At 68.5% G+C, this 21,325-nt stretch carries 16 protein-coding genes; 6 read left to right on the top strand and 10 right to left on the bottom strand.

Features of this window, described 5'->3' with window-relative positions; all coding sequences use genetic code 11:
- Nucleotides 1-2: 2 nt before the first annotated feature.
- The 4 genes from ACI3KT_RS12060 to ACI3KT_RS12045 form a co-directional block, all read right to left on the bottom strand.
- A complete protein-coding gene (locus ACI3KT_RS12060; protein WP_307297804.1) occupies nt 3-572 on the bottom strand; it encodes a hypothetical protein in 570 nt (189 codons plus the stop codon).
- Nucleotides 569-1,507, bottom strand: coding sequence for a 16S rRNA (cytosine(1402)-N(4))-methyltransferase RsmH (rsmH, locus tag ACI3KT_RS12055; RefSeq protein WP_404904482.1), 939 nt, complete (start codon nt 1,505-1,507; stop codon nt 569-571). Before rsmH ends, ACI3KT_RS12060 begins: the two co-directional genes overlap by 4 nt.
- A 102-nt stretch (nt 1,508-1,609) precedes the next feature.
- Complete coding sequence (mraZ, locus tag ACI3KT_RS12050) at nt 1,610-2,041, bottom strand: division/cell wall cluster transcriptional repressor MraZ (RefSeq protein WP_307297806.1); 432 nt, start codon at nt 2,039-2,041, stop codon at nt 1,610-1,612.
- 250 nt (nt 2,042-2,291) lie between these two features.
- Nucleotides 2,292-2,672, bottom strand: a complete 381-nt coding sequence (locus tag ACI3KT_RS12045; protein ID WP_404904480.1) for a DUF3040 domain-containing protein — start codon at nt 2,670-2,672, stop codon at nt 2,292-2,294.
- Between the two features lie 85 nt (nt 2,673-2,757).
- Here ACI3KT_RS12045 and ACI3KT_RS12040 point away from each other — a divergent pair, with 85 nt between their 5' ends.
- On the top strand, nt 2,758-3,858 hold the full coding sequence (locus ACI3KT_RS12040; protein ID WP_404904478.1) for a polyprenyl synthetase family protein: 1,101 nt from the start codon (nt 2,758-2,760) through the stop codon (nt 3,856-3,858).
- Here the strand turns inward: ACI3KT_RS12040 and ACI3KT_RS12035 are convergent, their stop codons facing one another.
- On the bottom strand, nt 3,859-4,164 hold the full coding sequence (locus ACI3KT_RS12035; RefSeq protein WP_292908463.1) for an Rv2175c family DNA-binding protein: 306 nt from the start codon (nt 4,162-4,164) through the stop codon (nt 3,859-3,861). It abuts the gene before it with no gap.
- 170 nt (nt 4,165-4,334) lie between these two features.
- Between ACI3KT_RS12035 and ACI3KT_RS12030 the strand changes: the two genes are divergently transcribed.
- The 3 genes from ACI3KT_RS12030 (at nt 4,335) to ACI3KT_RS12020 (ending at nt 10,412) form a co-directional block, all read left to right on the top strand.
- A complete protein-coding gene (locus ACI3KT_RS12030) occupies nt 4,335-5,480 on the top strand; it encodes a LysM peptidoglycan-binding domain-containing protein (RefSeq protein ID WP_404904477.1) in 1,146 nt (381 codons plus the stop codon).
- Between the two features lie 76 nt (nt 5,481-5,556).
- Nucleotides 5,557-7,509, top strand: coding sequence for a Stk1 family PASTA domain-containing Ser/Thr kinase (pknB, locus tag ACI3KT_RS12025; RefSeq protein ID WP_404904475.1), 1,953 nt, complete (start codon nt 5,557-5,559; stop codon nt 7,507-7,509).
- 122 nt (nt 7,510-7,631) lie between these two features.
- The gene (locus ACI3KT_RS12020; protein WP_404904473.1) at nt 7,632-10,412 is read left to right on the top strand and encodes an esterase-like activity of phytase family protein; all 2,781 of its coding nucleotides are present in this window, start codon (nt 7,632-7,634) and stop codon (nt 10,410-10,412) included.
- Nucleotides 10,413-10,519: 107 nt separating this feature from the next.
- Here ACI3KT_RS12020 and ACI3KT_RS12015 read toward each other — a convergent pair whose 3' ends face one another.
- Together ACI3KT_RS12015 and ACI3KT_RS12010 are read right to left on the bottom strand one after the other, a co-directional pair.
- Nucleotides 10,520-11,860, bottom strand: a complete 1,341-nt coding sequence (locus ACI3KT_RS12015) for a class II 3-deoxy-7-phosphoheptulonate synthase (protein ID WP_307297814.1) — start codon at nt 11,858-11,860, stop codon at nt 10,520-10,522.
- Nucleotides 11,861-11,886: 26 nt separating this feature from the next.
- Nucleotides 11,887-12,585, bottom strand: coding sequence for a 1-acyl-sn-glycerol-3-phosphate acyltransferase (locus tag ACI3KT_RS12010; protein WP_307297817.1), 699 nt, complete (start codon nt 12,583-12,585; stop codon nt 11,887-11,889).
- A 128-nt stretch (nt 12,586-12,713) separates the two neighbouring features.
- Here ACI3KT_RS12010 and ACI3KT_RS12005 point away from each other — a divergent pair, with 128 nt between their 5' ends.
- Nucleotides 12,714-14,546 carry a long-chain fatty acid--CoA ligase gene (locus tag ACI3KT_RS12005; RefSeq protein WP_307297819.1) on the top strand — a complete coding sequence of 611 codons (1,833 nt, stop codon included), beginning with the start codon at nt 12,714-12,716 and terminating at the stop codon, nt 14,544-14,546.
- 62 nt (nt 14,547-14,608) lie between these two features.
- On the opposite strand, the gene def is transcribed toward ACI3KT_RS12005, so the two are convergent.
- The 3 genes from def to ACI3KT_RS11990 are packed head-to-tail and all read right to left on the bottom strand — an operon-like array spanning nt 14,609 to nt 20,349.
- A complete protein-coding gene (gene def / locus ACI3KT_RS12000; protein ID WP_307297822.1) occupies nt 14,609-15,100 on the bottom strand; it encodes a peptide deformylase in 492 nt (163 codons plus the stop codon).
- The gene (locus tag ACI3KT_RS11995) at nt 15,100-16,881 is read right to left on the bottom strand and encodes a MinD/ParA family protein (RefSeq protein ID WP_404904471.1); all 1,782 of its coding nucleotides are present in this window, start codon (nt 16,879-16,881) and stop codon (nt 15,100-15,102) included. Before ACI3KT_RS11995 ends, def begins: the two co-directional genes overlap by 1 nt.
- Nucleotides 16,882-16,941: 60 nt before the next feature.
- Nucleotides 16,942-20,349 carry a pyruvate carboxylase gene (locus ACI3KT_RS11990; protein WP_404904470.1) on the bottom strand — a complete coding sequence of 1,136 codons (3,408 nt, stop codon included), beginning with the start codon at nt 20,347-20,349 and terminating at the stop codon, nt 16,942-16,944.
- Nucleotides 20,350-20,442: 93 nt separating this feature from the next.
- Between ACI3KT_RS11990 and ACI3KT_RS11985 the strand changes: the two genes are divergently transcribed.
- The gene (locus ACI3KT_RS11985) at nt 20,443-21,249 is read left to right on the top strand and encodes a ParA family protein (protein ID WP_292908160.1); all 807 of its coding nucleotides are present in this window, start codon (nt 20,443-20,445) and stop codon (nt 21,247-21,249) included.
- The last annotated feature ends 76 nt before the right edge of the window (nt 21,250-21,325 follow it).

Genomic DNA, 21,325 nt, shown 5'->3' with positions numbered 1-21,325 from the left:
CGTCAGCGTGTCTCGGGGCTCGGCAGGCCGTCGGTGATCGCCGGCGGAAGCTGCTCGGTCTCGGTCACGGCATCGTCGGTGACCGGTCCGTCGTTCGCGTCCGCCTGCGCGGGCGGGACGAGCAGCGAGTTGCTGACGGCGCCCGCGCCGTTGGGGTTGACCGTGGAATCCCACCCTGCGCCGGTGCCGGTGCCGAACACGGCTCCGTCGCTGAGCCGCAGGTACGCCGGTGAACCGGCGACGACCATGCCCAGCGCCGCGGCGCTGGTGGCCAGCGCCTGCGGAGAGCTGAGCCCCGTGAGCTCCTCCTGCAGGGCGTCTGTTCGAAGATCCAGCGTCCGCTGCTCGGAGTTCAGCGAGGCGAGCGTGTAGGAATCCTGCGTGATCGCGAGCGACAGCCCGATCTGCGCGGCGCCGATGGCCATGGCCCCGCCCAGGGCGACCAGGGCGTAGGCGAGCTTCGGCTTGCGCCGGGCGGTGGTCTTCGGCAGCGGCGTCAGATTCGGGCGCGGTGCCCGAGCGGGTGCGTCTGGCGCGACGACCGGCTTGCGTGCGGTGGCGTTCAGGCTCATGTGTTCTCTCGCACCTTCTCTGCCGCCCGCAACCGCACGGGGATCGCCCGCGGGTTTCGAGCACGTTCCTCGTCGTCGGCGAGTTCGGCGCCGCGGGTGATGATCTTGAATTTCGGTGCGTGCTCGGGAAGCTCGACGGGCAGCCCCTTCGGCGCGGTCGACGCGGCGCCTGCGGCGAAGGCCTGCTTGACCAGGCGGTCCTCCAGCGACTGATAGGACATCACGACGATGCGTCCGCCGACGGCCAGAGCATCCATCGCGGCGGGGATCGCGTCGGCGAGCACATTGAGCTCGGCGTTGACTTCGATGCGCAGCGCCTGGAACACGCGCTTGGCCGGGTGCCCCGCACGCTGTGCCGCGGCAGGCGTCGCCGCGATGAGGATGTCGACGAGCTCGCCAGAGCGTGTGATCGGCTTCTTCTGCCGGGCCTCGATGATGAAGCGCGCGTATCGGCCGGCCAGCTTCTCCTCGCCGTACCGTTCGAAGATGCGGCGGAGGTTGCCCTCGTTGTACGTCGCGACGACCTCGGCTGCGGTGATGCCCGTGGTCTGGTCCATCCGCATGTCGAGCGGGGCGTCCTTTGAGTACGCGAATCCGCGCTCGGCCTCGTCGAGCTGCAGCGAGGATACGCCGAGGTCGAAGAGGATGCCGGACGCGCCCTGAGCGTGCAGGCCGATCTCGTCGTACACGGTGTGCACGAGCGTCACCCGGTCTTTGAAGCGGGCGAGCCGCTCCCCCGCGATGCGCAGCGCGTCGGTGTCGCGGTCGAGTCCGACCAGGCGGATGTTCGGGAAGCGCTCGAGCAGTGCCTCGGAGTGGCCGCCCATCCCGAGGGTGGCGTCGACGAGCACCGCGCCGTCCGCCTGGAGGGCGGGAGCGAGCAGCTCGACGCAGCGTTCGAGCAGGACGGGGGTGTGGATGTCTCGGAGGTTCATGATCTTTCTCGGGTTGACCTTCGGCTCTGATCCCCCTCCGCTTCTCGACCCGGCACCGGGGAAGTGTGTCGGGGCGGGAGCGGCGGGGCATCACAGCCGTGGTCAGAAGAGTCCCGGAATCACCTCCTGCTCGAGGTCGGAGTAGGTCTCCTCGCCGGCGGCGAGGTAGGCGTTCCAGCTCTCGGCATCCCAGATCTCGGCGTGGGCGCCGACTCCGGTGACGATGAGCTCCTTCTGAAGCCCCGCGTACTGACGCAGGTGCTGCGGGATGGTGATGCGGTTCTGGTTGTCGGGCATCTCCGCGCTTGCACCGGAGAGGAACAGGCGCATGAAGTCGCGCGCCTGCTTGTTCGCGAGCGGCGCCTGACGGATCCGCTCGTGCATGGACTCGAACTCGGCCGTGCTGAAGACGTAGAGGCAGCGCTCCTGCCCTCGGGTGACGACGATGCCGCCGCCGAGGTCTTCGCGGAACTTCGCGGGAAGGATGACCCGTCCCTTGTCGTCCAGCTTCGGAGAATGCGTTCCCAGCAACATCAGCCATCACCCCCTCTGCGTCCGGCCAACTCGAGGTGCGCCCCACTTTACTCCACTTCCCTCCACATTCCTACGCTCTTTCTGGGAAATACCAGCACTTTCGATTCCGCGCATGCTCAAATTCCGCGTGATTACGCGGTGGAGAGGAGTGGAGGGCCAGTGGAGGAAAGGGGGAGCCGTGTGGAGCCCGGACGGCGGACAGCAAAAAGGCCCGGATGCTCAGCATCCGGGCCTGTGAAGTGTGGAGAGGTCAGTGACCGTCTTGGCGGCGATCCCATCGGTCGTTCATGCGATCCATGAACGACGCGGAACTCTGCTGCTGCGGCTTCTTCTTGACGCCGTCACGGGGAACGGCCGGCGTCGGACGGCGCACAGGGGTGACCGCCAGCATCACTCCACCGAGCATGGCGGCGAACGCGACGACGCCGATGATGATGCCCCAGACGTCGCCGACGATGACTCCGGCGATCAGACCGCCGATCCCGACGAGGAGCAACAGGGCTCCGTACACGAGATTGCGGTAGCTCAGAGCGCGGTCGCCGCTAGGCGCGCTCACGACGTCGGCGTCGTTGTGGAGGAGATGGCGTTCCATCTCGTCGAGCAGACGCTGCTCCTGTTCGGAGAGTGGCATTTCGTCCCCCTCGGGTATCTTCCGACCATTCTACGCGCGCCTCGCCCGACTGGGGTAGCCGTTCGGGACCGGATTGGCTTTACGTATGCTGGGAGTCGTGCCGTCACCCACACTCGTCTCCGACGCCGTCGCTGATCGCCTGCACGTCTTCGTGGAGCGGATGCGCGCGGAGGCTGTGGAGTACGGTCCGGACGCAGCCGCCCTGATCGATGCCGGCGAGCGCACGCTGGTCGGCGGCAAGCGGCTGCGCGCCCGGTTCTGCCATTCGGGGTGGCAAGCGGTCGCGCGTTTCGCCGATCGCGATGCCTCAGAGACGCCCGCCGTGTGGGACGTCTGCGCCGCGCTCGAGATCTTCCAGTCGGCTGCCCTCGTGCACGACGATCTCATCGACAATTCCGACACTCGCCGCGGGCGGCCGGCAGCACATCGCGCTCTCCAGGGCGCGCACGCGGATGCGGGCTGGAGCGGAGACGCAGCGGCCTTCGGCCGATCCGCCGCCATCCTGCTCGGCGATCTCCTCGTCGCATGGAGCGACGACCTGCTGGAGCACGCGCTGGAGCGGCATCCTCTCGCCCCGCGCGTTCGCCGCGAGTACGCACGTATGCGACGTGATGTGACCGTGGGACAGTTCCTCGACATCGCCGAAGAGTCGGCCTGGAGCGTGAACGCCGCAGACTCGCACCTGGAGCGCGCCCTGCGCATCGTCTCGCTCAAGTCGGCCCGTTACAGCATCGAGCAGCCGCTCGTCCTCGGCGCGGCCTTCGCGGGCGCCGACGAGGAGCAGCTGAGTGCCCTGCGACGATTCGGGCACCCCGTGGGCATGGCTTTCCAGTTGCGCGACGACGTACTCGGAGTCTTCGGCGATTCCGCGATCACCGGGAAGCCCGCCGGAGACGACCTGCGCGAGGGGAAGCGCACCGCGCTCGTCGCCCTCACGCGACAGAGCATCGACATCTCGGCACGGAACCTGTTCGACGAGATGCTCGGGGATCCCGAGCTCACGGCCGAGCAGATCTCCTTCCTGCAGGCCACGATCAAGGCGTCTGGAGCCCTCGGCCGCGTTGAGACGATGATCGACGATTACGCCGTGGCCGCCGACCGGGCACTGTCCGGCGCTCGTCTCGAGAACGCGGCGGTCGGAGATCTGCGCGATCTCGCCCGGGCCGCGACAGCCCGTTCGGCCTGATCAGGCGAGCGTACGCGCGATGCGTCGCACTTCGCTCTTGTGGCCGGCGAGGAGCGCATCGATCGGCGAGCGTCCCATGGTCTCCTCCTCAGACAGCAGCCAGTCCACGGTCTCGTCGTCGGTGAAGCCCGCATCCTGCAGCGCGATGATGGTGCCGCGCAGCGACGGGAGCGGGTGTCCGTCGACGATGAAGACGGCAGGAACGGCGAAGACGCCGCTGCGCTTCGAGCCCACCAGATAGTGCTCGTCGATCAAGCGGCGCACACGACCGAGCGGTTCGTCGAGAACCTCGACGAGGTCGGGCATGGTCAGCCAGGCGGACACGTTCTCAGTTGGTGCAGACACGTTGCCAACTATCTCACCTCTGCGCGCAGGACGCATATCTTCACTCCAGTAACAATTTTCACTTGGGTCACTCTTGTTGACTTCTGTTTACATACGTGCCAGCGTGGGCAGACGTCGAACAAGGGGGAACCGTGAGACTGAACACTGCAGCCCGACGCACCCGCTATCTGCAGATCGGCATGCCGGCGGCGGTGATCGGCACCCTCACCGGGAGCATGGCGGTCGTCCCCGCCACTGCGGACGTCGCCCCTGTTCATTCCGAGATCCGGTCGACTCCGGCCCTCCGCGTGGTGCCGGCTTCCGTTCCGACGGCCTACGTCGTCCAGCCCGGCGACACCATCTCCGCCATCGCGGAGCGTCACGGCCTGCGCACCGCTGACGTTCTCGCCTGGAACGGGCTCACCTGGCGATCGGTCATCTACCCGGGTCAGACGCTCTCCCTCGCCGGGACGAGCGCACCGGCCACCGTCCCCGCGGCCGCCCAGACCCACGTCGTCGTGGCCGGCGACACGGTATACGGCATCGCCCAGAAGTACGGCATCTCCGTCGATGCGGTGCTCGCCGCCAACGCGCTCACCCGTGCATCCGTGATCTACCCCGGTCAGAGCCTGCTCGTCTCGGGTGCTGCGGCCGCCGCCCCAGCAGTCGCACCTGCGACAGCCCCTGCGGCGGTGACGACCCCCGCAGCCGGTGCGCAGACGCACGCCGTCGTCGCGGGCGACACGCTCTTCGGGATCGCCCAGAAGTACGGCACGACGACGGCGTCGCTGTACGCCTGGAACGCGATGACCGCGCAGTCGATCATCTATCCGGGTCAGAGCATCGTCGTCTCCGCTCCCCCGGTGCAGCCCGGCGGCCAGCTCAGTGCGACGCTCGACGCCGAACAGGCGGCGAACGCGGCCCTCATCATCACGATCGGCCGTCAGCTCGGCGTCTCGGACCGCGGCCTCGCGATCGCCCTGGCCACCGCGATGGTCGAGTCCGGTCTGAGGAATCTCGATCACGGGGATCGAGACTCTCTCGGGTTGTTCCAGCAGCGCCCGAGCACCGGATGGGGCGCTGCAGAGCAGATCCTCGACGCCGACCGCAGCACGCGGGCCTTCTTCGGCGGTCAGAGCGACCCGAACGGGCAGATCACGCGCGGCCTGCTCGACGTCGCAGGCTGGGAATCCCTGCCTTTCACGGTCGCGGCGCAGACCGTGCAGATCTCTGCTTATCCCGACAAGTACGGGCAGTGGGAGACTCAGGCGTACCAGTGGCTCGCCCTCCACGGGTGACGTTCGCGGCAAACCGTCAGGCCCGAGGGGCGAGCCGTTCCGCGGGCTTTCAGTCTCCCTTCCCTAGAATCTTGACGTGACGACCAATCAGCAGGCCGACCCCCTCATCGGGCGACTTGTCGACGGTCGCTACCGCGTAAGGGCCCGCATCGCCCGCGGAGGCATGGCGACGGTGTACGTCGCGACGGACCTTCGGCTCGAGCGTCGCATCGCGCTCAAGGTCATGCACGCGCACCTGAGCGACGATTCCAACTTCCAGAGCCGCTTCATCCAGGAGGCTCGGGCCGCCGCCCGTCTGGCGAACCCGCACGTGGTCAACGTCTTCGACCAGGGGCAGGACGGCGAGCTCGCCTACCTCGTGATGGAGTACCTGCCCGGCATCACGCTGCGCGAGCTGCTGCGCGAGCAGAAGCGCCTCACCATCTCGCAGACCATCACGATCATGGACGCCGTGCTCGCGGGTCTCTCCGCTGCGCACCGCGCCGGAATCGTGCACCGCGACGTCAAGCCCGAGAACGTGCTGCTGGCCGAAGACGGTCGCATCAAGATCGGCGACTTCGGCCTGGCCCGGGCGACCACGGCGAACACCGCGACGGGGCAGCAGCTGTTGGGCACGATCGCGTATCTCGCCCCGGAGCTCGTCACGCGCGGCACCGCCGACGCGCGCAGCGACATCTATGCCCTGGGCATCATGCTGTACGAGATGCTCGTCGGCGAGCAGCCCTACAAGGGCGAGCAGCCCATGCAGATCGCCTTCCAGCATGCGACCGAATCCGTCCCGCGCCCCAGCGTGCGAAACCCGGGCGTTCCCGAGCAGCTCGACGAGCTCGTGCTGTGGGCGACCGAGAAGTCTCCCGACGAGCGGCCCGACGACGCGGGGCAGATGCTGGAGCGTCTGCGCGAGATCGAGCGCGATCTCGGCGTCGCCCCTGCCGTCGCCGCCACGAACGCTCCGCAGCGCACGCACGACTCCGGGGACCTCACCAAGGTCATGCCGCAGACGGCGGTCCTCGCCGATCCCACCGCTCCGGTCGCCCCGTCGGTCGACAACGCCACACTGCTGCGGCGACGCTCGTCGAAGCGGCGCGCACGGGGCGCCTTCCTGCTCACGCTCGTACTGCTCCTCGCGACGGTCGCAGGTGGAGTCGGCTGGTGGTTCGGTTCCGGCCCCGGGTCGCTGATCGCTGTGCCGGCGGTGGCCGGAATGACGTACGAGGATGCCGCGAACGCGCTGACGGCCGACGGCTTCGAGCCGCAGCGTCAGGACGAGTTCTCAGTCGACGTCGATGCCGGAGTCGTGATCGACAGCGACCCTGGAGCGGGCGAGCGGCTCGACAAGGGCGTGCCCGTCGTGCTGATCGTTTCGAAGGGACCCGCCTCGCACGACATCGGCGCCGTCGCAGGACAGGATGTGGAGGCCGTCCGGCAGATCCTCGCTGCGGCGAACCTGGACATCGCCGACGACGAGCAGTACTTCGACGACCTCGACGGCGGCAAGGTGCTCAACGTGCGCATCGCACCCCGCGCCGGCGGTGACGCCTTCGGCTGCGACCAGGGCTGCACGGTGTTCGAGAAGGACACCGCGACGATCCAGGTGTCGCTGGGCCCGGTTCCCGACGTCAGCGGCATGACCGTCGATCAGGCGACGAAGACGCTCACCGACAAGGGCCTCGTCGTGAGCCCCGAGAGCCAGACCGTGTTCAGCGAGGACGTCGCGAAGGACAAGGTCATCGGCCATGCCGACCGCGCCGAGGCCGGATCGTGGCGCCCGGGCGACACGATCCAGTTGATCGTGTCGAAGGGCCCGCAGCTGTACGACGTCCCGGATGTCACGGGCATGACCCGGGACAAGGCGAAGGAGGCGCTGGGCGCCGCCGGATTCCAGTGGACCTACACGAGCGACACCATGATCCCCGACGTCGCGTGGGATCTGCTCGACAACAAGAACACCAAGGTCGTGTCGTACAGCCCGACCGATCCGCAGCGCAAGGGCGCGACCATCGTGCTGCAGATGGGTCTCAAGGACTGATCTGAAGACACCCGCCGTTCACTCTCGAGACGCGGGTTCGTCACCTCGACGGCACCTCCACGACGCCTGGCCGCAACACGCTGGCGAGTACGCCCGTACCCGCCCACCTGGAGTGTGTCCCCATGCCCTCTCGTTCCCTTCCCGCCGTGCTGCTCGCGACCTGCCTGCTGGCCGGTGCCGTGACGGCCGCCGCAGCACCGGCATCCGCAGCCCCCGCACCGTCAGGCGCCTTCATCCGCACGGCGACCTATCCCGTGTACCTCAACGTGCCCGAAGGCGTCGATCCCGCTGCCGAGACCGTCGCCGAGATCTCCACGATCACCGAAGACGGCACCGTCGTGTACACGGATGCGATCGGGAAGCGCATCGGCTTCATCGACGTCACTGACCCCGCGACACCGACGGGAACAGGAACCGTGTCGCTCGCCGATCTCGGCCATGCCGACGATCAGCCCACGTCCGTCGCCTCCTACCGGGACTTCATCCTCGTCGTGATCGACGAGACCGGCGGCGACTTCGCGAACCCCCAGGGGCGTCTCGACGTGCTCCGCGCGTCCGACCGCACCGTGGTGCGTTCGATCGATCTCGGCGGCCAGCCCGACTCGATCGCGATCTCTCACGACGGCGCCTACGCTGCGATCGCGATGGAGAACCAGCGCGACGAGGATGCCGCGCCCGCAGGCGGGAAGAAGGGCGACCTGCCGCAGCTCCCCGGCGGCTTCGTGCAGGTGCTCGACCTCGGCGCCGATCCCACCTCGTGGACAGCGACGCCCGTGCCGTTCCTCGACGAGGCCGGCGTGCCGCTTCCTGTCGTCGCCGCGGCCGGACTCGACACCCCTCAGGACCCCGAGCCCGAGTACGTCACGATCAACGACGACAACGAACTCGCGGTCACCCTGCAGGAGAACAACGGGATCGCCGTGATCGATCTCGAGACGAAGTCGCTGACCTCGGTGTTCTCGGCGGGCAGTGTCGCTCTCACCGGCGTGGACACGGTCAAGAACGGACGCATCGACCTCACCGGCTCCCTGCCGGCGGCGCCTCGAGAGCCCGATTCGATCGCCTGGGTCGGCGACGGCCTCGTCGCCACCGCGAACGAGGGCGACTGGAAGGGCGGCACCCGCGGGTGGACGGTCTTCAGCACCGAGACAGGCCAGCCTGTGTGGGACGCGGGGAACTCGTTCGCGAACATCGCTGTGCAGTACGGCCTGCACAACGAGGATCGCGCGGCCAAGAAGGGCGCGGAACCCGAAGGGCTCGCCTTCGCCGAGTTCGACGGCACTCCGTACGCGTTCGTCGCGAGCGAGCGATCGAATTTCGTCGCGGTGTACGACATGACCGACCCCGTGTCGCCGCGGTTCGATCAGATCCTGTTCACCACCAACGGCCCCGAGGGCATCCTGCCCGTGCCGTCGAAGAACCTGCTCGTCGTCTCGAGCGAGACGGACGACGCCGGTGCGGGCGTGCGCGCCTCGGTGAGCGTCTTCTCGTTCGGCGCCGGTCAGTCCTCGCAGCCGAGCATCGTCTCGGACGTCGTGGACGGCTCGCCGATCGGCTGGTCGGCTCTCGGTGCACTGTCAGGCCACCCCACCGACCCTGCCGTGGTCTACGCCGCCAGCGACGCGGTCGTCTCCCCCGCGACGATCTACACGGTCGACGTCTCCGACGAGCCGGCGCGAATCACCTCGGCGACGGCGGTGACGGAGAACGGATCACCGGCGGCACTCGATGTCGAGGGCATCTCGGCGTCCGCCGACGGCACGTTCTGGCTGGCCGTCGAAGGCGCATCGGGCGCCGGCGACACGATCGTGCACACGGATGCGGGCGGAGCCGTTCTCGCCAGGTACCCGTTGCCCCCGGAGATCGCCGCGCACGTCGGCAAGTGGGGTTTCGAAGGCGTCACGACCACGGGCGAGGGCGAGGATCTGCGGGTCTGGAGCGTCATCCAGCGTCCGCTCTGGAACGACCCCGCAGATCTCGCCGCCGGCGGGGTCGATGGCGACGACGTCGCCCGTATCGGGCGTCTGAACCCTGCGAGCGGTGCGTGGGAGTGGTTCGGCTACCGCCTCGAGCACACCACCGCGAGCGGTGACTGGATCGGGCTGTCGGAGATCACCGCGATCGACGACGACACCTTCGCGATCGTGGAACGCGACAAGCTGAACGGTCCGGCCGCTGCCGTCAAGCGCGTCACCCGCGTCGAGATCCCGGCGGACGCCGCGGCATCCGTCTTCGGTCAGCCTCTGACCGTCCTCGACAAGTCGACCGCGATCGACGTGCTGCCGGCTCTGCGCTCCACAGCCGGATGGACCCAGGAGAAGCTCGAGGGCTTCGCCGTCGCTGCCGATGGGCGCCTGTACGGCGTCACGGACAACGACGGACTGAAGGATGCGACGGGAGAGACCGTGTTCCTCCGGCTCGGCGCAGCCGCCGACGTCTTCCCCGAGGTCACGGCACCGGCGGAGGCCTCCATCGCTGTCAGCGCGAGCACGGTGAAGGCCGGGGACACGGTCGAGGTGACGGGCTCCGGCTTCCCCTCCGAGACCGCGGTGCGCGTCGAACTGCACAGCGACCCTGTGGTCCTCGGGACGGCGACGACCGATGCGCAGGGAGCCCTGCGCCTCACCGCGACCGTCCCCGCCGCGACCGCTGCGGGTGCGCATGAGATCGTCGCCGTCGCCGGCGACGTCACGGCGAGGACGGGGATCACCGTGACAGCCGGAGGCGTGACCGCGCCGGGCACCGGAGGGGTCACGACGCCGGGCACCGGCGGGGCCTCGACGGGGAATCTGGCCACGACGGGTGGCGACGATGCCTGGCTGCTGCCTGTCGCGATCGGCGCCGGCGTCCTGCTCATCGCCGGTGCCGCGCTCACTCTTCTGCGCCGTCGCGCACGCGGCTGACCCCACACGCCGCTCCATCTGTACGCGCCGCACGACGGCCGCCGGCAGAGACGAAGAACCGCCCTTCCGATCCGGAAGGGCGGTTCTTCGTCTTTGCGGAAGAGAGCTCAGCGCTTCTCGAGTTCCTCGGCCACGAGGAACGCCAGCTCGAGCGACTGCATGTGGTTCAGGCGCGGGTCGCACAGACTCTCGTAGCGGGTCGCAAGGGCGGCCTCGTCGATCTGCTCGGATCCTCCGAGGCACTCGGTGACGTCATCACCGGTCAGCTCGACGTGGATGCCGCCGGGGAACGTGCCCACCGCGCGGTGCGCCTCGAAGAAGCCCCGAACCTCGTCGACGACGTCGTCGAAGCGACGGGTCTTGTAGCCGGTCGGGGTCGTGATGCCGTTGCCGTGCATCGGGTCGGTGACCCACAGCGGCTGCGCACCCGAGTCGCGCACGGCCTCGAGCAGCGGCGGGAGCGCATCGCGGATCTTGCCTGCCCCCATGCGCGTGATGAACGTCAGGCGGCCGGGCTCGCGATTCGGGTCGAGCTTGTCGATCAGAGCGAGAGCGGTCTCGGGCGTGGTGGTCGGGCCGAGCTTCACGCCGATCGGATTGCGGATCTTCGAGAAGTAGTCGACGTGAGCTCCGTCGAGCTCGCGCGTGCGCTCCCCGATCCACAGGAAGTGAGCCGAGGTGTTGTACGGAGTGTCCGTGCGCGAATCGATGCGCGTCATGGGGCGTTCGTAGTCCATCAGCAGGCCCTCATGACCCGTGAAGAACTCGACCCGCTTGAGCTCGTCGAAATCGGCGCCGGCGGCCTCCATGAACTTGATCGCGCGGTCGATGTCGGCCGCCATCCGCTCGTAGCGCTGGTTCGCCGGGTTCTGCGCGAAGCCCTTGTTCCACGAGTGCACCTCACGGAGGTCGGCGAAACCGCCCTGCGTGAAGGCGCGGATGAGGTTCAGCGTCGAGACGGCCGTGTGGTACCCCTGCAACAGGCGGCCGGGATCTGCTCGACGCGAGCCCTCGGTGAAGTCGTAGCCGTTGACGATGTCGCCACGGTAGGCGGGAAGCGTGACGTCGCCGCGGGTCTCGTCGTCGCTGGAGCGGGGCTTGGCGAACTGGCCGGCCATGCGGCCCATCTTCACCACGGGCATCGAGGCGCCGTAGGTGAGCACCACGGCCATCTGCAGCACGGTCTTGATCCGGTTGCGGATCTGCTCGGCCGTGGCGCCGGCGAAAGTCTCCGCGCAGTCGCCGCCCTGCAGCAGGAAGGCCCGGCCGGATGCCGCGCGCGCGAGTCGGTCGCGGAGGTTGTCGACCTCGCCTGCGAAGACGAGCGGCGGGAGCGCGGCGATCTGCTGAGAGACCTCGGCGACGCGTTCGGCATCGGGCCACTGGGGCTGCTGCTTGATGGGGAGCGAGCGCCACGCGTCAAGGGCGTCGATGTGGTGCTGTTGCATGCACCCAGCCTAGTGGTCGACGGGTCTCAGGAGCGTCGTGAGGCGGCGGCTGGAAGGCGGTCCTTCACGGTCGACGCGTAGACGTCCTCGTACTCCTGCTCGCCCAGCCTCTGCAGCGCCACCATGATCTCGTCGGTGACGGACCGGAGGATGTAGCGGTCGTTCTCCATGCCTGCGTAGCGGGAGAAGTCGAGCGGTTCGCCGATGACGATCCCCACCCGCATGACGCGAGGAACACGGCGGCCGATCGGCATCGCCGTGTCCGTGTCGACCATGATCACCGGGATCACCGGGACCTTGGCTTCCAGCGCCATCCGTGCGATGCCGGTGCGACCGCGGTAGAGCTTTCCGTCGGGGCTTCGCGTGCCCTCGGGGTAGATGCCGAGCAGGTCGCCGCGACCGAGAACCTGAAGCCCTGTGTTCAGCGACGCCTCTGATGCCTTTCCGCCTGAGCGGTCGATCGGGATCTGGCCGGTCGCGCTCATGAAGAAGCGCGTGGCCCAGCCCTTGATGCCCCGGCCGGTGAAGTAGTCGCTCTTGGCGAGGAACGACATGGACCGGTCGAGCATGAGGGGCAGGAAGATCGAGTCTGCGAAGGACAGATGGTTGCTCGCGAGGATGGCTGCGCCGTTCGCGGGCACATTGGCCCTCCCGACGACCCAGGGGCGGAAGACCGCCTTGACCACGGGGCCGATCACCACGTACTTCATCAGCCAGTAGAACATCGGGTGAAGTCTAGCGCCGAGACCGGCATCCGTTCACGACGGCGACTGAGTCCCACCCCGGATGAAATTGAGTCCCATGCCTTAGACTCGTTGCAACACCGTGCCCGACCGGTACCGAAGGAGCTGCCGTGGTTCAGTTTGAAGTCCCCGCCGTCGTCCCCGCCGACCCCGATGCGAACATCGCCGACATCCTCGTGAAGCGGGTCGAGGCCACTCCGGATCGCGCTCTCTTCTCCGTGCCGGATGGTGCCGGCTGGCGTGACATCACCGCCGCCGATTTCCAGACCGCCGTGATCGCCCTCGCCAAGGGCTTCGCCGCCGCGGGCATCCAGCCCGGCGAGAAGGTCGGGTTCCTCGCGCGCACCACCTACGAGTGGACGCTCGTCGACTTCGCGCTCTTCTACGCCGGTGCAGTGATGGTGCCGATCTACGAGACGAGCTCGCCGAGTCAGATCCAGTGGATCCTCGAGGACTCGGGCGCGATCGCCCTCGTCGTCGAATCGCCCGAGCACTTCGCGCGCGTCGACGAGGTCCGCGGTGACCTCCCGCTGATCCGCGAGGTCTGGCAGATGCACCTCGGGGCGATCGACACGCTCACCGCGCAGGGAGCCTCGGTGACGGATGCCGAGATCGAGCGCCGCCGCAATCTCGCCGTCGGCAGCGACATCGCGACTCTTATCTACACGTCCGGATCCACCGGGCGCCCGAAGGGCTGCGTGCTCACGCACAGCAACTTCGTCGAACTGGCACGCAATTCGGCGAAGGCGCTCGACAAGGTCGTCCAGACCCCCGGAGCCTCAACGCTGCTGTTCATCACCACCGCGCACGTGTTCGCCCGGTTCATCTCGATCCTCGATGTGCACGCTGGCGTCCGCACCGGACACCAGCCCGACACGCGGCAGCTGCTGCCCGCCCTCGGCTCCTTCAAGCCCACGTTCCTGCTCGCGGTGCCCCGCGTCTTCGAGAAGGTCTACAACTCCGCCGAGCAGAAGGCCGAGGCCGGCGGCAAGGGAAAGATCTTCCGTGCAGCGGCTGACGTCGCCATCGAACATTCCAAGCTCCTCGAAGAGGGCAAGCCGGTTCCCTTCGGCATGAGGCTGAAGTTCGCCCTGTTCAACAAGCTCGTCTACAGCAAGCTCCGCGAGGCGATGGGCGGCAACGTCGTCTACGCCGTCTCCGGATCCGCACCCCTCGGCGCCCGTCTCGGCCACTTCTTCCACAGCCTCGGCGTCGTGATCCTCGAGGGCTACGGTCTCACCGAGACCACCGCCCCGGCGACCGTGAACCTCGCGGACAAGTCGAAGATCGGCACCGTCGGACCGGCGCTTCCCGGCGTCGGCGTCCGTCTCGCGGACGACGGCGAGATCGAAGTGCGCGGCATCAACGTGTTCAAGGAGTACTGGAACAACCCGCAGGCCACGGCGGATGCCTTCGGCGAGGGCGGATGGTTCCGCACCGGCGACATCGGCAGCTTCGACTCCGAGGGGTTCCTCACGATCACGGGACGCAAGAAGGAGATCATCGTCACCGCCGGCGGCAAGAACGTCGCCCCCGCCGCCCTGGAGGACCCGATTCGCGCGAATCCGATCATCGGACAGGTGGTCGTCGTGGGCGATCAGAAGCCGTTCATCGCCGCGCTCGTCACCCTCGACCCCGAGATGCTGCCCACGTGGCTGGCGAACAACAACCTCCCCACCGACATGTCGCTGTCGGATGCATCGACGAACCCTGCGGTCCGTGCAGAGATCCAGAAGGCCGTCGACGCCGCGAACGCACGCGTCTCGCGAGCGGAGTCGATCCGCAAGTTCACGATCCTGGACTCGGAATGGACCGAGGCGTCGGGTCACCTCACTCCGAAGCTCTCGATCAAGCGCAACGTGATCATGAGCGACTTCGCCGACGAGATCTCGGCGATCTACGACGAGCCCGTCGCGACCACGAACGTCGCCATCGGAGGCTGAGCAGCCTTCGACGCATGACGAAGGGCCCCGTTTCCGCGGGGCCCTTCGTCATGCGTGGAGGATCAGAACCAGGAGCTCTCGCGCACTTCGCGCATCGCGATCTTGCGGGTCTCGGGATCAAGTCGCGACAGGTAGAGCTTGCCGTCGAGGTGGTCGGTCTCGTGCTGGAGCGCCTGCGCCAGCAACCCCTCCCCTTCGATCACCACGGGGTTGCCGTCCAGGTCGATGCCCTCGACGCGCGCCCACGGGTGACGGAGCGCATCGTGCCAGAGTCCCGGCACCGACAGACATCCTTCGCCGGTCGGCACGGCCTCGCCGCGCACCTCGGTGAGAACCGGGTTCAGGACGTAGCCGATGTCGCCGTCGATGTTGTAGCTGAAGGCGCGCAGCGCGACGCCGATCTGCGGAGCGGCGACGCCAGCACGACCCGGCAGCTCGACGCTGTCGACGAGGTCGGCCACGAGGGCCCGCACGCCGTCGTCGATCTCATCGATCGGCGCACACACCGTTCGCAGCACGGGGTCGCCGAAGACTCGGATCTCGCGGACGGCCATCAGGCGGCCTTGGCCCGGAGGCCCTCGACGAGCTGGGCGGCGAGCTCTCGCGCAGCCACGCGGGTCTCAGGCTGCAGCGAGGTGAACACGATCGTGCCGCCTCCTGCGATGTGCGCGTCGTACGGCATCCGCACGACCTTCTTCGCCCTGGTGCGGAAGTGCGACTCGAGTTCGTTCAGGCGCACCAGCGGGGCCCCGGGGGTCGACTGGTTGAGCACGATGATCGCCTCTCGCGCCTGGTCGGCGAAGCCGTTCGTCTCCAGCCACGTGAGCGTCTCGGATGCCAGACGCGCCTCATCGACGCTGAGCCCCGACACGATCACGATCTGGTCGGCGAGGTCGAGCGTGGCCGACATGACCGAATGCACGATGCCGGTGCCGGTGTCGGTGAGCACGAGCGAGTAGTAGTGCGCCGCGACGTCAGCGACATCGCGGTAGTCGCTGTCGCTGAAGGCCTCGGCGATGCGGGGGTCGGAGTCGGATGCGAGCACGTCGAGTCGTGTCGCATCGCGTGCGACGATGGCCGAGATGTCGTGATATCCCTTCACCTCGTCGTGGATGCGCACGAGATCGCGCACCGACTTGCTGTGGTTGGGTCGGGCGATCCGGTCGGCGAGGGTTCCACGATCGGGGTTCGCGTCCACCGCGATGACGCGGTCCTCTCTCGCGTCGGCGAGCGCCATCCCGAGCAGGGCCGTGATCGTCGTCTTGCCCACGCCGCCCTTGCGGGAGAGGACGGGGACGAATCGCGCGCCGCCGGACAGCGGCGCGGAGATGCGTGCGCTGAGAGCCTTGCGCTCGCGGGCTCGCCGGCCGTCGCCGATGTTGATGCGACGTCCGGAGACCGTGTAGAGGAAGTGGCTCCAGGCGCCCTCCGGCTCGGGCTTGGCGACCTGATGCGGGTCGAGCAGGCGGTCGGCGGTGAGCAGATCCGCGCTCTCGCGCGACGAGTCGCCCAGATCGTCCAGTCGCTTCGAGGTGAGAGCCACCTCGGCGCGCGAGGCCCGCGTCTGCGGCGCCACGGTCTTCTTCGTCGAGGTGTCCACGACAGTGCTCTCCTTCACGAGTGCGGGTCGGGAGACGGATGCCGCGGCTGCGGCAGCCTTGGCTTCGATGTCGGCCTTGGCGCGTGCGATGAACGCGGCGGCTGCCACGGCCTCCTCCGCGACGACGTCGGCGGGCTTCCGAGCGGAACGCTCGGAAGTGACGGTCTTTTCCGCGTCGACGAGGTCGGCTGCGGGCGTCCCGCCGGCAGGCTCAGGTTCAGGTTCAGGTTCAGCCTCAGCCTCAGCCTCAGCCTCAGCCTCAGCCTCAGCCTCAGCCTCAGCCTCAGCCTCAGCCTCAGCCTCAGCGAGGGTGTCTGCGTCGTTGTCGGGGCTCTCGGCGGCCTGCTCGGACTCGAGCGGAGCCGCGACCGATGCCGGCACGGCGACCGGTTCGACCGTCGCGTCCTCGTGCGGGTCCGCCTCGACGGCATCCGTCGTCTCCGTGCGGGCAGAAGGCACCTCCTCGGCCGGCAGCTCGATCACGATCGATTCGAGCACGGCGTCCGATTCCGGTGCCGGCGGCGCCTCGGGCGCCGGCTCGTCGATTATCAGGTCGACGACCTCTCCGTCGATGACGTCCTCGTCTGCGAGGTCATCCTCGTCCGTCTGCGGGAGGGTCACGCTCACCTGAGCGGTGCCGCCGAGGATTCCGAGCGCCGAGGTGTCCAGCGACGCGGCGTCGTCGAGCACCCCCGTCGACTCCTCATCCGCGTGCGGTGTCTTCTTCGTGGTCACGTGTCACTCCCAGCTCGTGCGGCCCCGTCGCGCCCCAGGCACGACCTCGCCCGCACAAGATTAGTGCGAAGGGCTGATGACGACCAAAAGATCTCCCGCGTCCACCTGCTGCGTGGCGCCGATCGCGAGACGTTCGACGACGCCGTCGACGGGCGCTGTGATGGCGGCTTCCATCTTCATCGCCTCGATGGATGCCACCGGTTCCCCGGCGCGCACCGTCGCTCCGACCTCGGCCATCAGCGTGACGACACCGGAGAACGGGGCGGCGACATGACCGGTCACCGAGGTGTCGGCCTTCTCGACCTCATGCGCGTCGACCACGATGGATCGATCGCGCACGAACACCGGTCGGAGCTGTCCGTTCAGCGTCGTCATGACCGTGCGCATGCCCCTGTCGTCCGCATCGCCGATCGCCTCCAGACCGACGTAGAGCTGCACGCCCCTGTCTATCTCGATCAGGTGCTCCTGGCCCTGCACGAGCCCGTACAGGTAGTCCCCCGTGTCGAGGACCGAGAGGTCGCCGTACTGCTCGCGCGCCTGCTCGTACTCGCGCGTCGGTGCGGGGAAGAGCAGCGTGTTCAGCCGAGCGCGCCGGGTGGCGCTGTCACCGGCGAGTGCCGCCTCGTCGTCTGCGCTGATCTCTGTCAGGCCCGTGCGCACCGAACGACCGGCGAGCACCTTCGTGCGGAACGGCTCGGGCCAGCCGCCGGGCAGGTCGCCCAGCTCTCCCGCCATGAACCCCACGACCGAATCGGGCACGTCGTACTTCTCGGGGTGGGCCTCGAAGTCCCCCGGATCCGCCTTCACGGCGGCCAGATGCAGAGCGAGATCGCCCACCACCTTCGACGACGGGGTCACCTTCGGCACGCGTCCGAGGATGCGATCCGCCGCCGCGTACATGTCCTCGATGAGCTCGAAGTCGTCGGCGAGCCCCAGCGCCTTGGCCTGCTGACGGAGGTTCGACAGCTGCCCGCCCGGGATTTCGTGGTGATACACCCGGCCCGTGGGCCCCGGCAGGCCGGACTCGAACGGCGCGTAGGTGCGGCGCACGGCCTCCCAGTACGGCTCGAGGTCAGAGACGCCGTCGAGGTCGAGGCCGCTGTCGCGCTCGGTATGGGCGAGAGCGGCGACCAGCGACGACAGCGAGGGCTGGCTGGTCGTGCCGGACAACGGAGCGGATGCCGCGTCGACCGCGTCGACTCCGGCGCCGCTGGCCGCGAGCAGAGTCGCGAGCTGACCGCCGGGGGTGTCATGCGTGTGCAGGTGCACTGGCAGGTCGAACCGCTCGCGCAGCGCGGCGACGAGCTTCGCGGCGGCTGCGGGGCGCAGCAGTCCCGCCATGTCCTTGATCGCGATGATGTGAGCGCCCGCGGCCACGATGTCATCCGCGAGTTTCAGGTAGTAGTCGAGGGTGTAGAGATCCTCGGCCGGGTTGAGCAGATCTCCGGTGTAGCAGAGGGCGACCTCGGCGATCGCGGTGCCGGTCGCACGCACGGCCTCGATGGCCGGGCGCATCTGCTCGACGTCGTTGAGGGCGTCGAAGATGCGGAAGATGTCGATGCCGCTGGCCGCCGCCTCGGCGACGAACGCCTCCGTGACGGCGGTCGGGTACGGCGTGTATCCGACCGTGTTGCGGCCGCGCAGCAGCATCTGGATCGCGACGTTCGGCAGCGCCGCGCGGAGCTTGTCGAGCCGCTCCCACGGATCTTCTCCGAGGAATCGCAGGGCGACGTCGTAGGTGGCCCCTCCCCATGCCTCGACGGACAGCAGACCGGGCGTCAGGCGGGCGATGTACGGAGCGGCCGCGACCAGGTCCTTGGTGCGGACACGGGTCGCCAGCAGCGACTGGTGCGCGTCGCGGAAGGTCGTGTCGGTGATCGCCAGGGCGGACTGCGCGCGCAGGTTTGCTGCGAACCCTTCAGGGCCGAGTTCGAGCAGGCGCTGACGGGAGCCGGGAGCGGGCGCGGCGGACAGGTCGATCCTCGGGAGCTTGCTCGCCGGGTCCACAACGCCGGGGTGCACGCCGTGCGGCTTGTTGACGGTGACGTCGACGAGCCAGTTCAGTATCTTCGTGCCGCGATCCTTCGAGACGTGACCGCGGAGCAGCTCGGGGCGCTCGTCGATGAACGAGGTGCTCACGTCTCCTGCGACGAAGGCGGCGTCGTCCAGCAGCGCCTGCAGGAACGGGATGTTCGTCGACACGCCGCGGATGCGGAACTCGGCCAGTGCACGGCGCGCACGGGCTACCGCGGCCGGGAAGTCGCGTCCGCGACATGTGAGCTTGGCGAGCATCGAATCGAAATGCGGGCTGATCTGCGCACCCTGGTGCACGGTCCCGCCGTCCAGACGGACGCCGGCGCCTCCGGGTGAACGGTAGGTCGTGATCTTGCCGGTGTCGGGGCGGAAGCCCTGCGTGGGGTCCTCCGTGGTGATCCGGCACTGCAGAGCAGCCCCTCGCAGGTGCAGATCCTTCTGCTGCAGACCGAGGTCGGCGAGCGTCTGCCCCGCGGCGATGCGCATCTGGCTCTGCACGAGGTCGACGTCGGTGACCTCCTCGGTGACCGTGTGCTCGACCTGGATGCGCGGGTTCATCTCGATGAAGACGACTTCGCCCGTGCGCTCCCCCGCCGTCTCGAGCAGGAACTCCACGGTGCCGGCGTTCTCGTACCCGATCGAGCGGGCGAACGCGACGGCGTAGGCGTGCAGAGCGGTGCGGATGCCGTCATCCAGGTTCGGCGCCGGAGCGATCTCGACGACCTTCTGATGACGTCGCTGCACGGAGCAGTCGCGCTCGAACAGGTGCACGGTCTCGCCGGTCTTGTCTGCGAGGATCTGCACCTCGATGTGGCGCGGACGCAGCACGGCCTGCTCCAGGAACATCCGCGGGTCGCCGAAGGCGCTCTCGGCCTCGCGCATCGCCTCAGCGAGCGCGGGCGCCAGGTCGCCCCTGGTCTCGACGCGTCGCATGCCGCGGCCGCCGCCGCCGGCCACGGCCTTGGCGAACAGCGGGAATCCGATCTCATCGGACTGGGCGACGAGAGCGTCGACGTCGTCCGACGCCTCGGTCGATCGCAGCACGGGAACACCGGCCTCGATCGCGTGACGCTTGGCCTCGACCTTGTTCCCCGCCATCTCGAGCACGTTCGCGGGCGGCCCGATGAAGACGATGCCGGACGCTGCGGCCTTCTCGGCCAGTTCCGGGTTCTCGGAGAGGAATCCGTAGCCGGGGTAGATCGCGTCGGCACCGGCCTCGCGGGCGACGCGGATGATCTCGTCGACGTTCAGATATGCGCGCACCGGATGACCGCGCTCGCCGATCTCGTACGCCTCGTCGGCTTTCAGCCGGTGGACCGAGCCGCGGTCCTCGTGGGGGAAGACAGCGACCGTCCTCGCCCCGACCTCGAAGGCCGCACGGAAGGCGCGGATCGCGATCTCGCCGCGGTTCGCCACAAGGATCTTCTTGAACATGCACACCTCTGAGAGCTCGATGCACGGCCTTTTCGACGCGCATGGGGCGGGGCTGAGTGTTCCCCCAGCCTAGGGGAAGGTAACGTGGAGTCCGTGCACGTACTCAGCGTCAGCTCTCTCAAGGGGGGCGTCGGCAAGACGACCGTCACTCTCGGCCTGGCCTCAGCGGCCTTCGCCCGGGGTGTGCGGACGCTCGTCGTCGACCTCGACCCCCAGTCCGACGTCTCCACCGGGATGGACATCCAGGTGGCCGGCCGACTCAACGTCGCCGACGTCCTGGCCAACCCGAAGGAGAAGGTCGTCCGTCAGGCGATCACCTCCAGCGGCTGGGCGAAGGTGCACCCCGGCACGATCGACGTCCTCATCGGCAGCCCCTCGGCGATCAACTTCGACGGCCCTCACCCCAGCGTCCGCGACGTCTGGAAGCTCGAAGAGGCCCTCGCCTCCGTCGAGGCCGACTACGACCTCGTGCTCATCGACTGCGCTCCGTCACTGAACGCCCTCACCCGCACCGCGTGGGCGGCGAGTGACCGCGTGATGGTCGTCACCGAGCCCGGTCTGTTCTCCGTGGCTGCCGCCGACCGCGCGCTGCGTGCGATCGAGGAGATCCGCCGCGGCCTCTCCCCCCGCCTGCAGCCCCTGGGCATCGTCGTGAACCGCGTGCGTCCGCAGTCCATCGAGCACCAGTTCCGCATCAAGGAGCTGCGCGACATGTTCGGCCCGCTCGTGCTGTCGCCGCAGCTTCCTGAGCGCACGTCGCTGCAGCAGGCTCAGGGCGCGGCCAAGCCGCTGCACATCTGGCCCGGCGACTCGGCGCAGGAGCTCGCAGCCGACTTCGACTCGCTGCTCGACAGGATCATCCGCACCGGACGCATCCAGGTTCCCGAGGCCGGCGCCTGACCCTGACCTCCGCCGGATACGGAGAACGCCCGCTCGATGAGCGGGCGTTCTCCGTATCCGGCGCCGTCGAGTCGAG

The organism is Microbacterium sp. ZW T6_19, assembly GCF_044987465.1.
Taxonomy (GTDB): Bacteria; Actinomycetota; Actinomycetes; order Actinomycetales; family Microbacteriaceae; genus Microbacterium; species Microbacterium natoriense_A.
This window is presented reverse-complemented; position numbering and strand designations above follow the sequence as displayed.

Coding starts and splice junctions, on each gene's coding strand:
- ACI3KT_RS12045 (WP_404904480.1), bottom strand. CDS start 2,672: ATGCCACTCTCCGAACAGGAGCAGCGTCTGCTCGACGAGATGGAACGC.
- ACI3KT_RS11990 (WP_404904470.1), bottom strand. CDS start 20,349: ATGTTCAAGAAGATCCTTGTGGCGAACCGCGGCGAGATCGCGATCCGC.
- rsmH (WP_404904482.1), bottom strand. CDS start 1,507: ATGAACCTCCGAGACATCCACACCCCCGTCCTGCTCGAACGCTGCGTC.
- ACI3KT_RS12035 (WP_292908463.1), bottom strand. CDS start 4,164: ATGCCCGACCTCGTCGAGGTTCTCGACGAACCGCTCGGTCGTGTGCGC.
- def (WP_307297822.1), bottom strand. CDS start 15,100: ATGGCCGTCCGCGAGATCCGAGTCTTCGGCGACCCCGTGCTGCGAACG.
- ACI3KT_RS12020 (WP_404904473.1), top strand. CDS start 7,632: ATGCCCTCTCGTTCCCTTCCCGCCGTGCTGCTCGCGACCTGCCTGCTG.
- ACI3KT_RS12015 (WP_307297814.1), bottom strand. CDS start 11,860: ATGCAACAGCACCACATCGACGCCCTTGACGCGTGGCGCTCGCTCCCC.
- ACI3KT_RS12010 (WP_307297817.1), bottom strand. CDS start 12,585: ATGTTCTACTGGCTGATGAAGTACGTGGTGATCGGCCCCGTGGTCAAG.
- ACI3KT_RS12040 (WP_404904478.1), top strand. CDS start 2,758: ATGCTGGGAGTCGTGCCGTCACCCACACTCGTCTCCGACGCCGTCGCT.
- mraZ (WP_307297806.1), bottom strand. CDS start 2,041: ATGTTGCTGGGAACGCATTCTCCGAAGCTGGACGACAAGGGACGGGTC.
- ACI3KT_RS12060 (WP_307297804.1), bottom strand. CDS start 572: ATGAGCCTGAACGCCACCGCACGCAAGCCGGTCGTCGCGCCAGACGCA.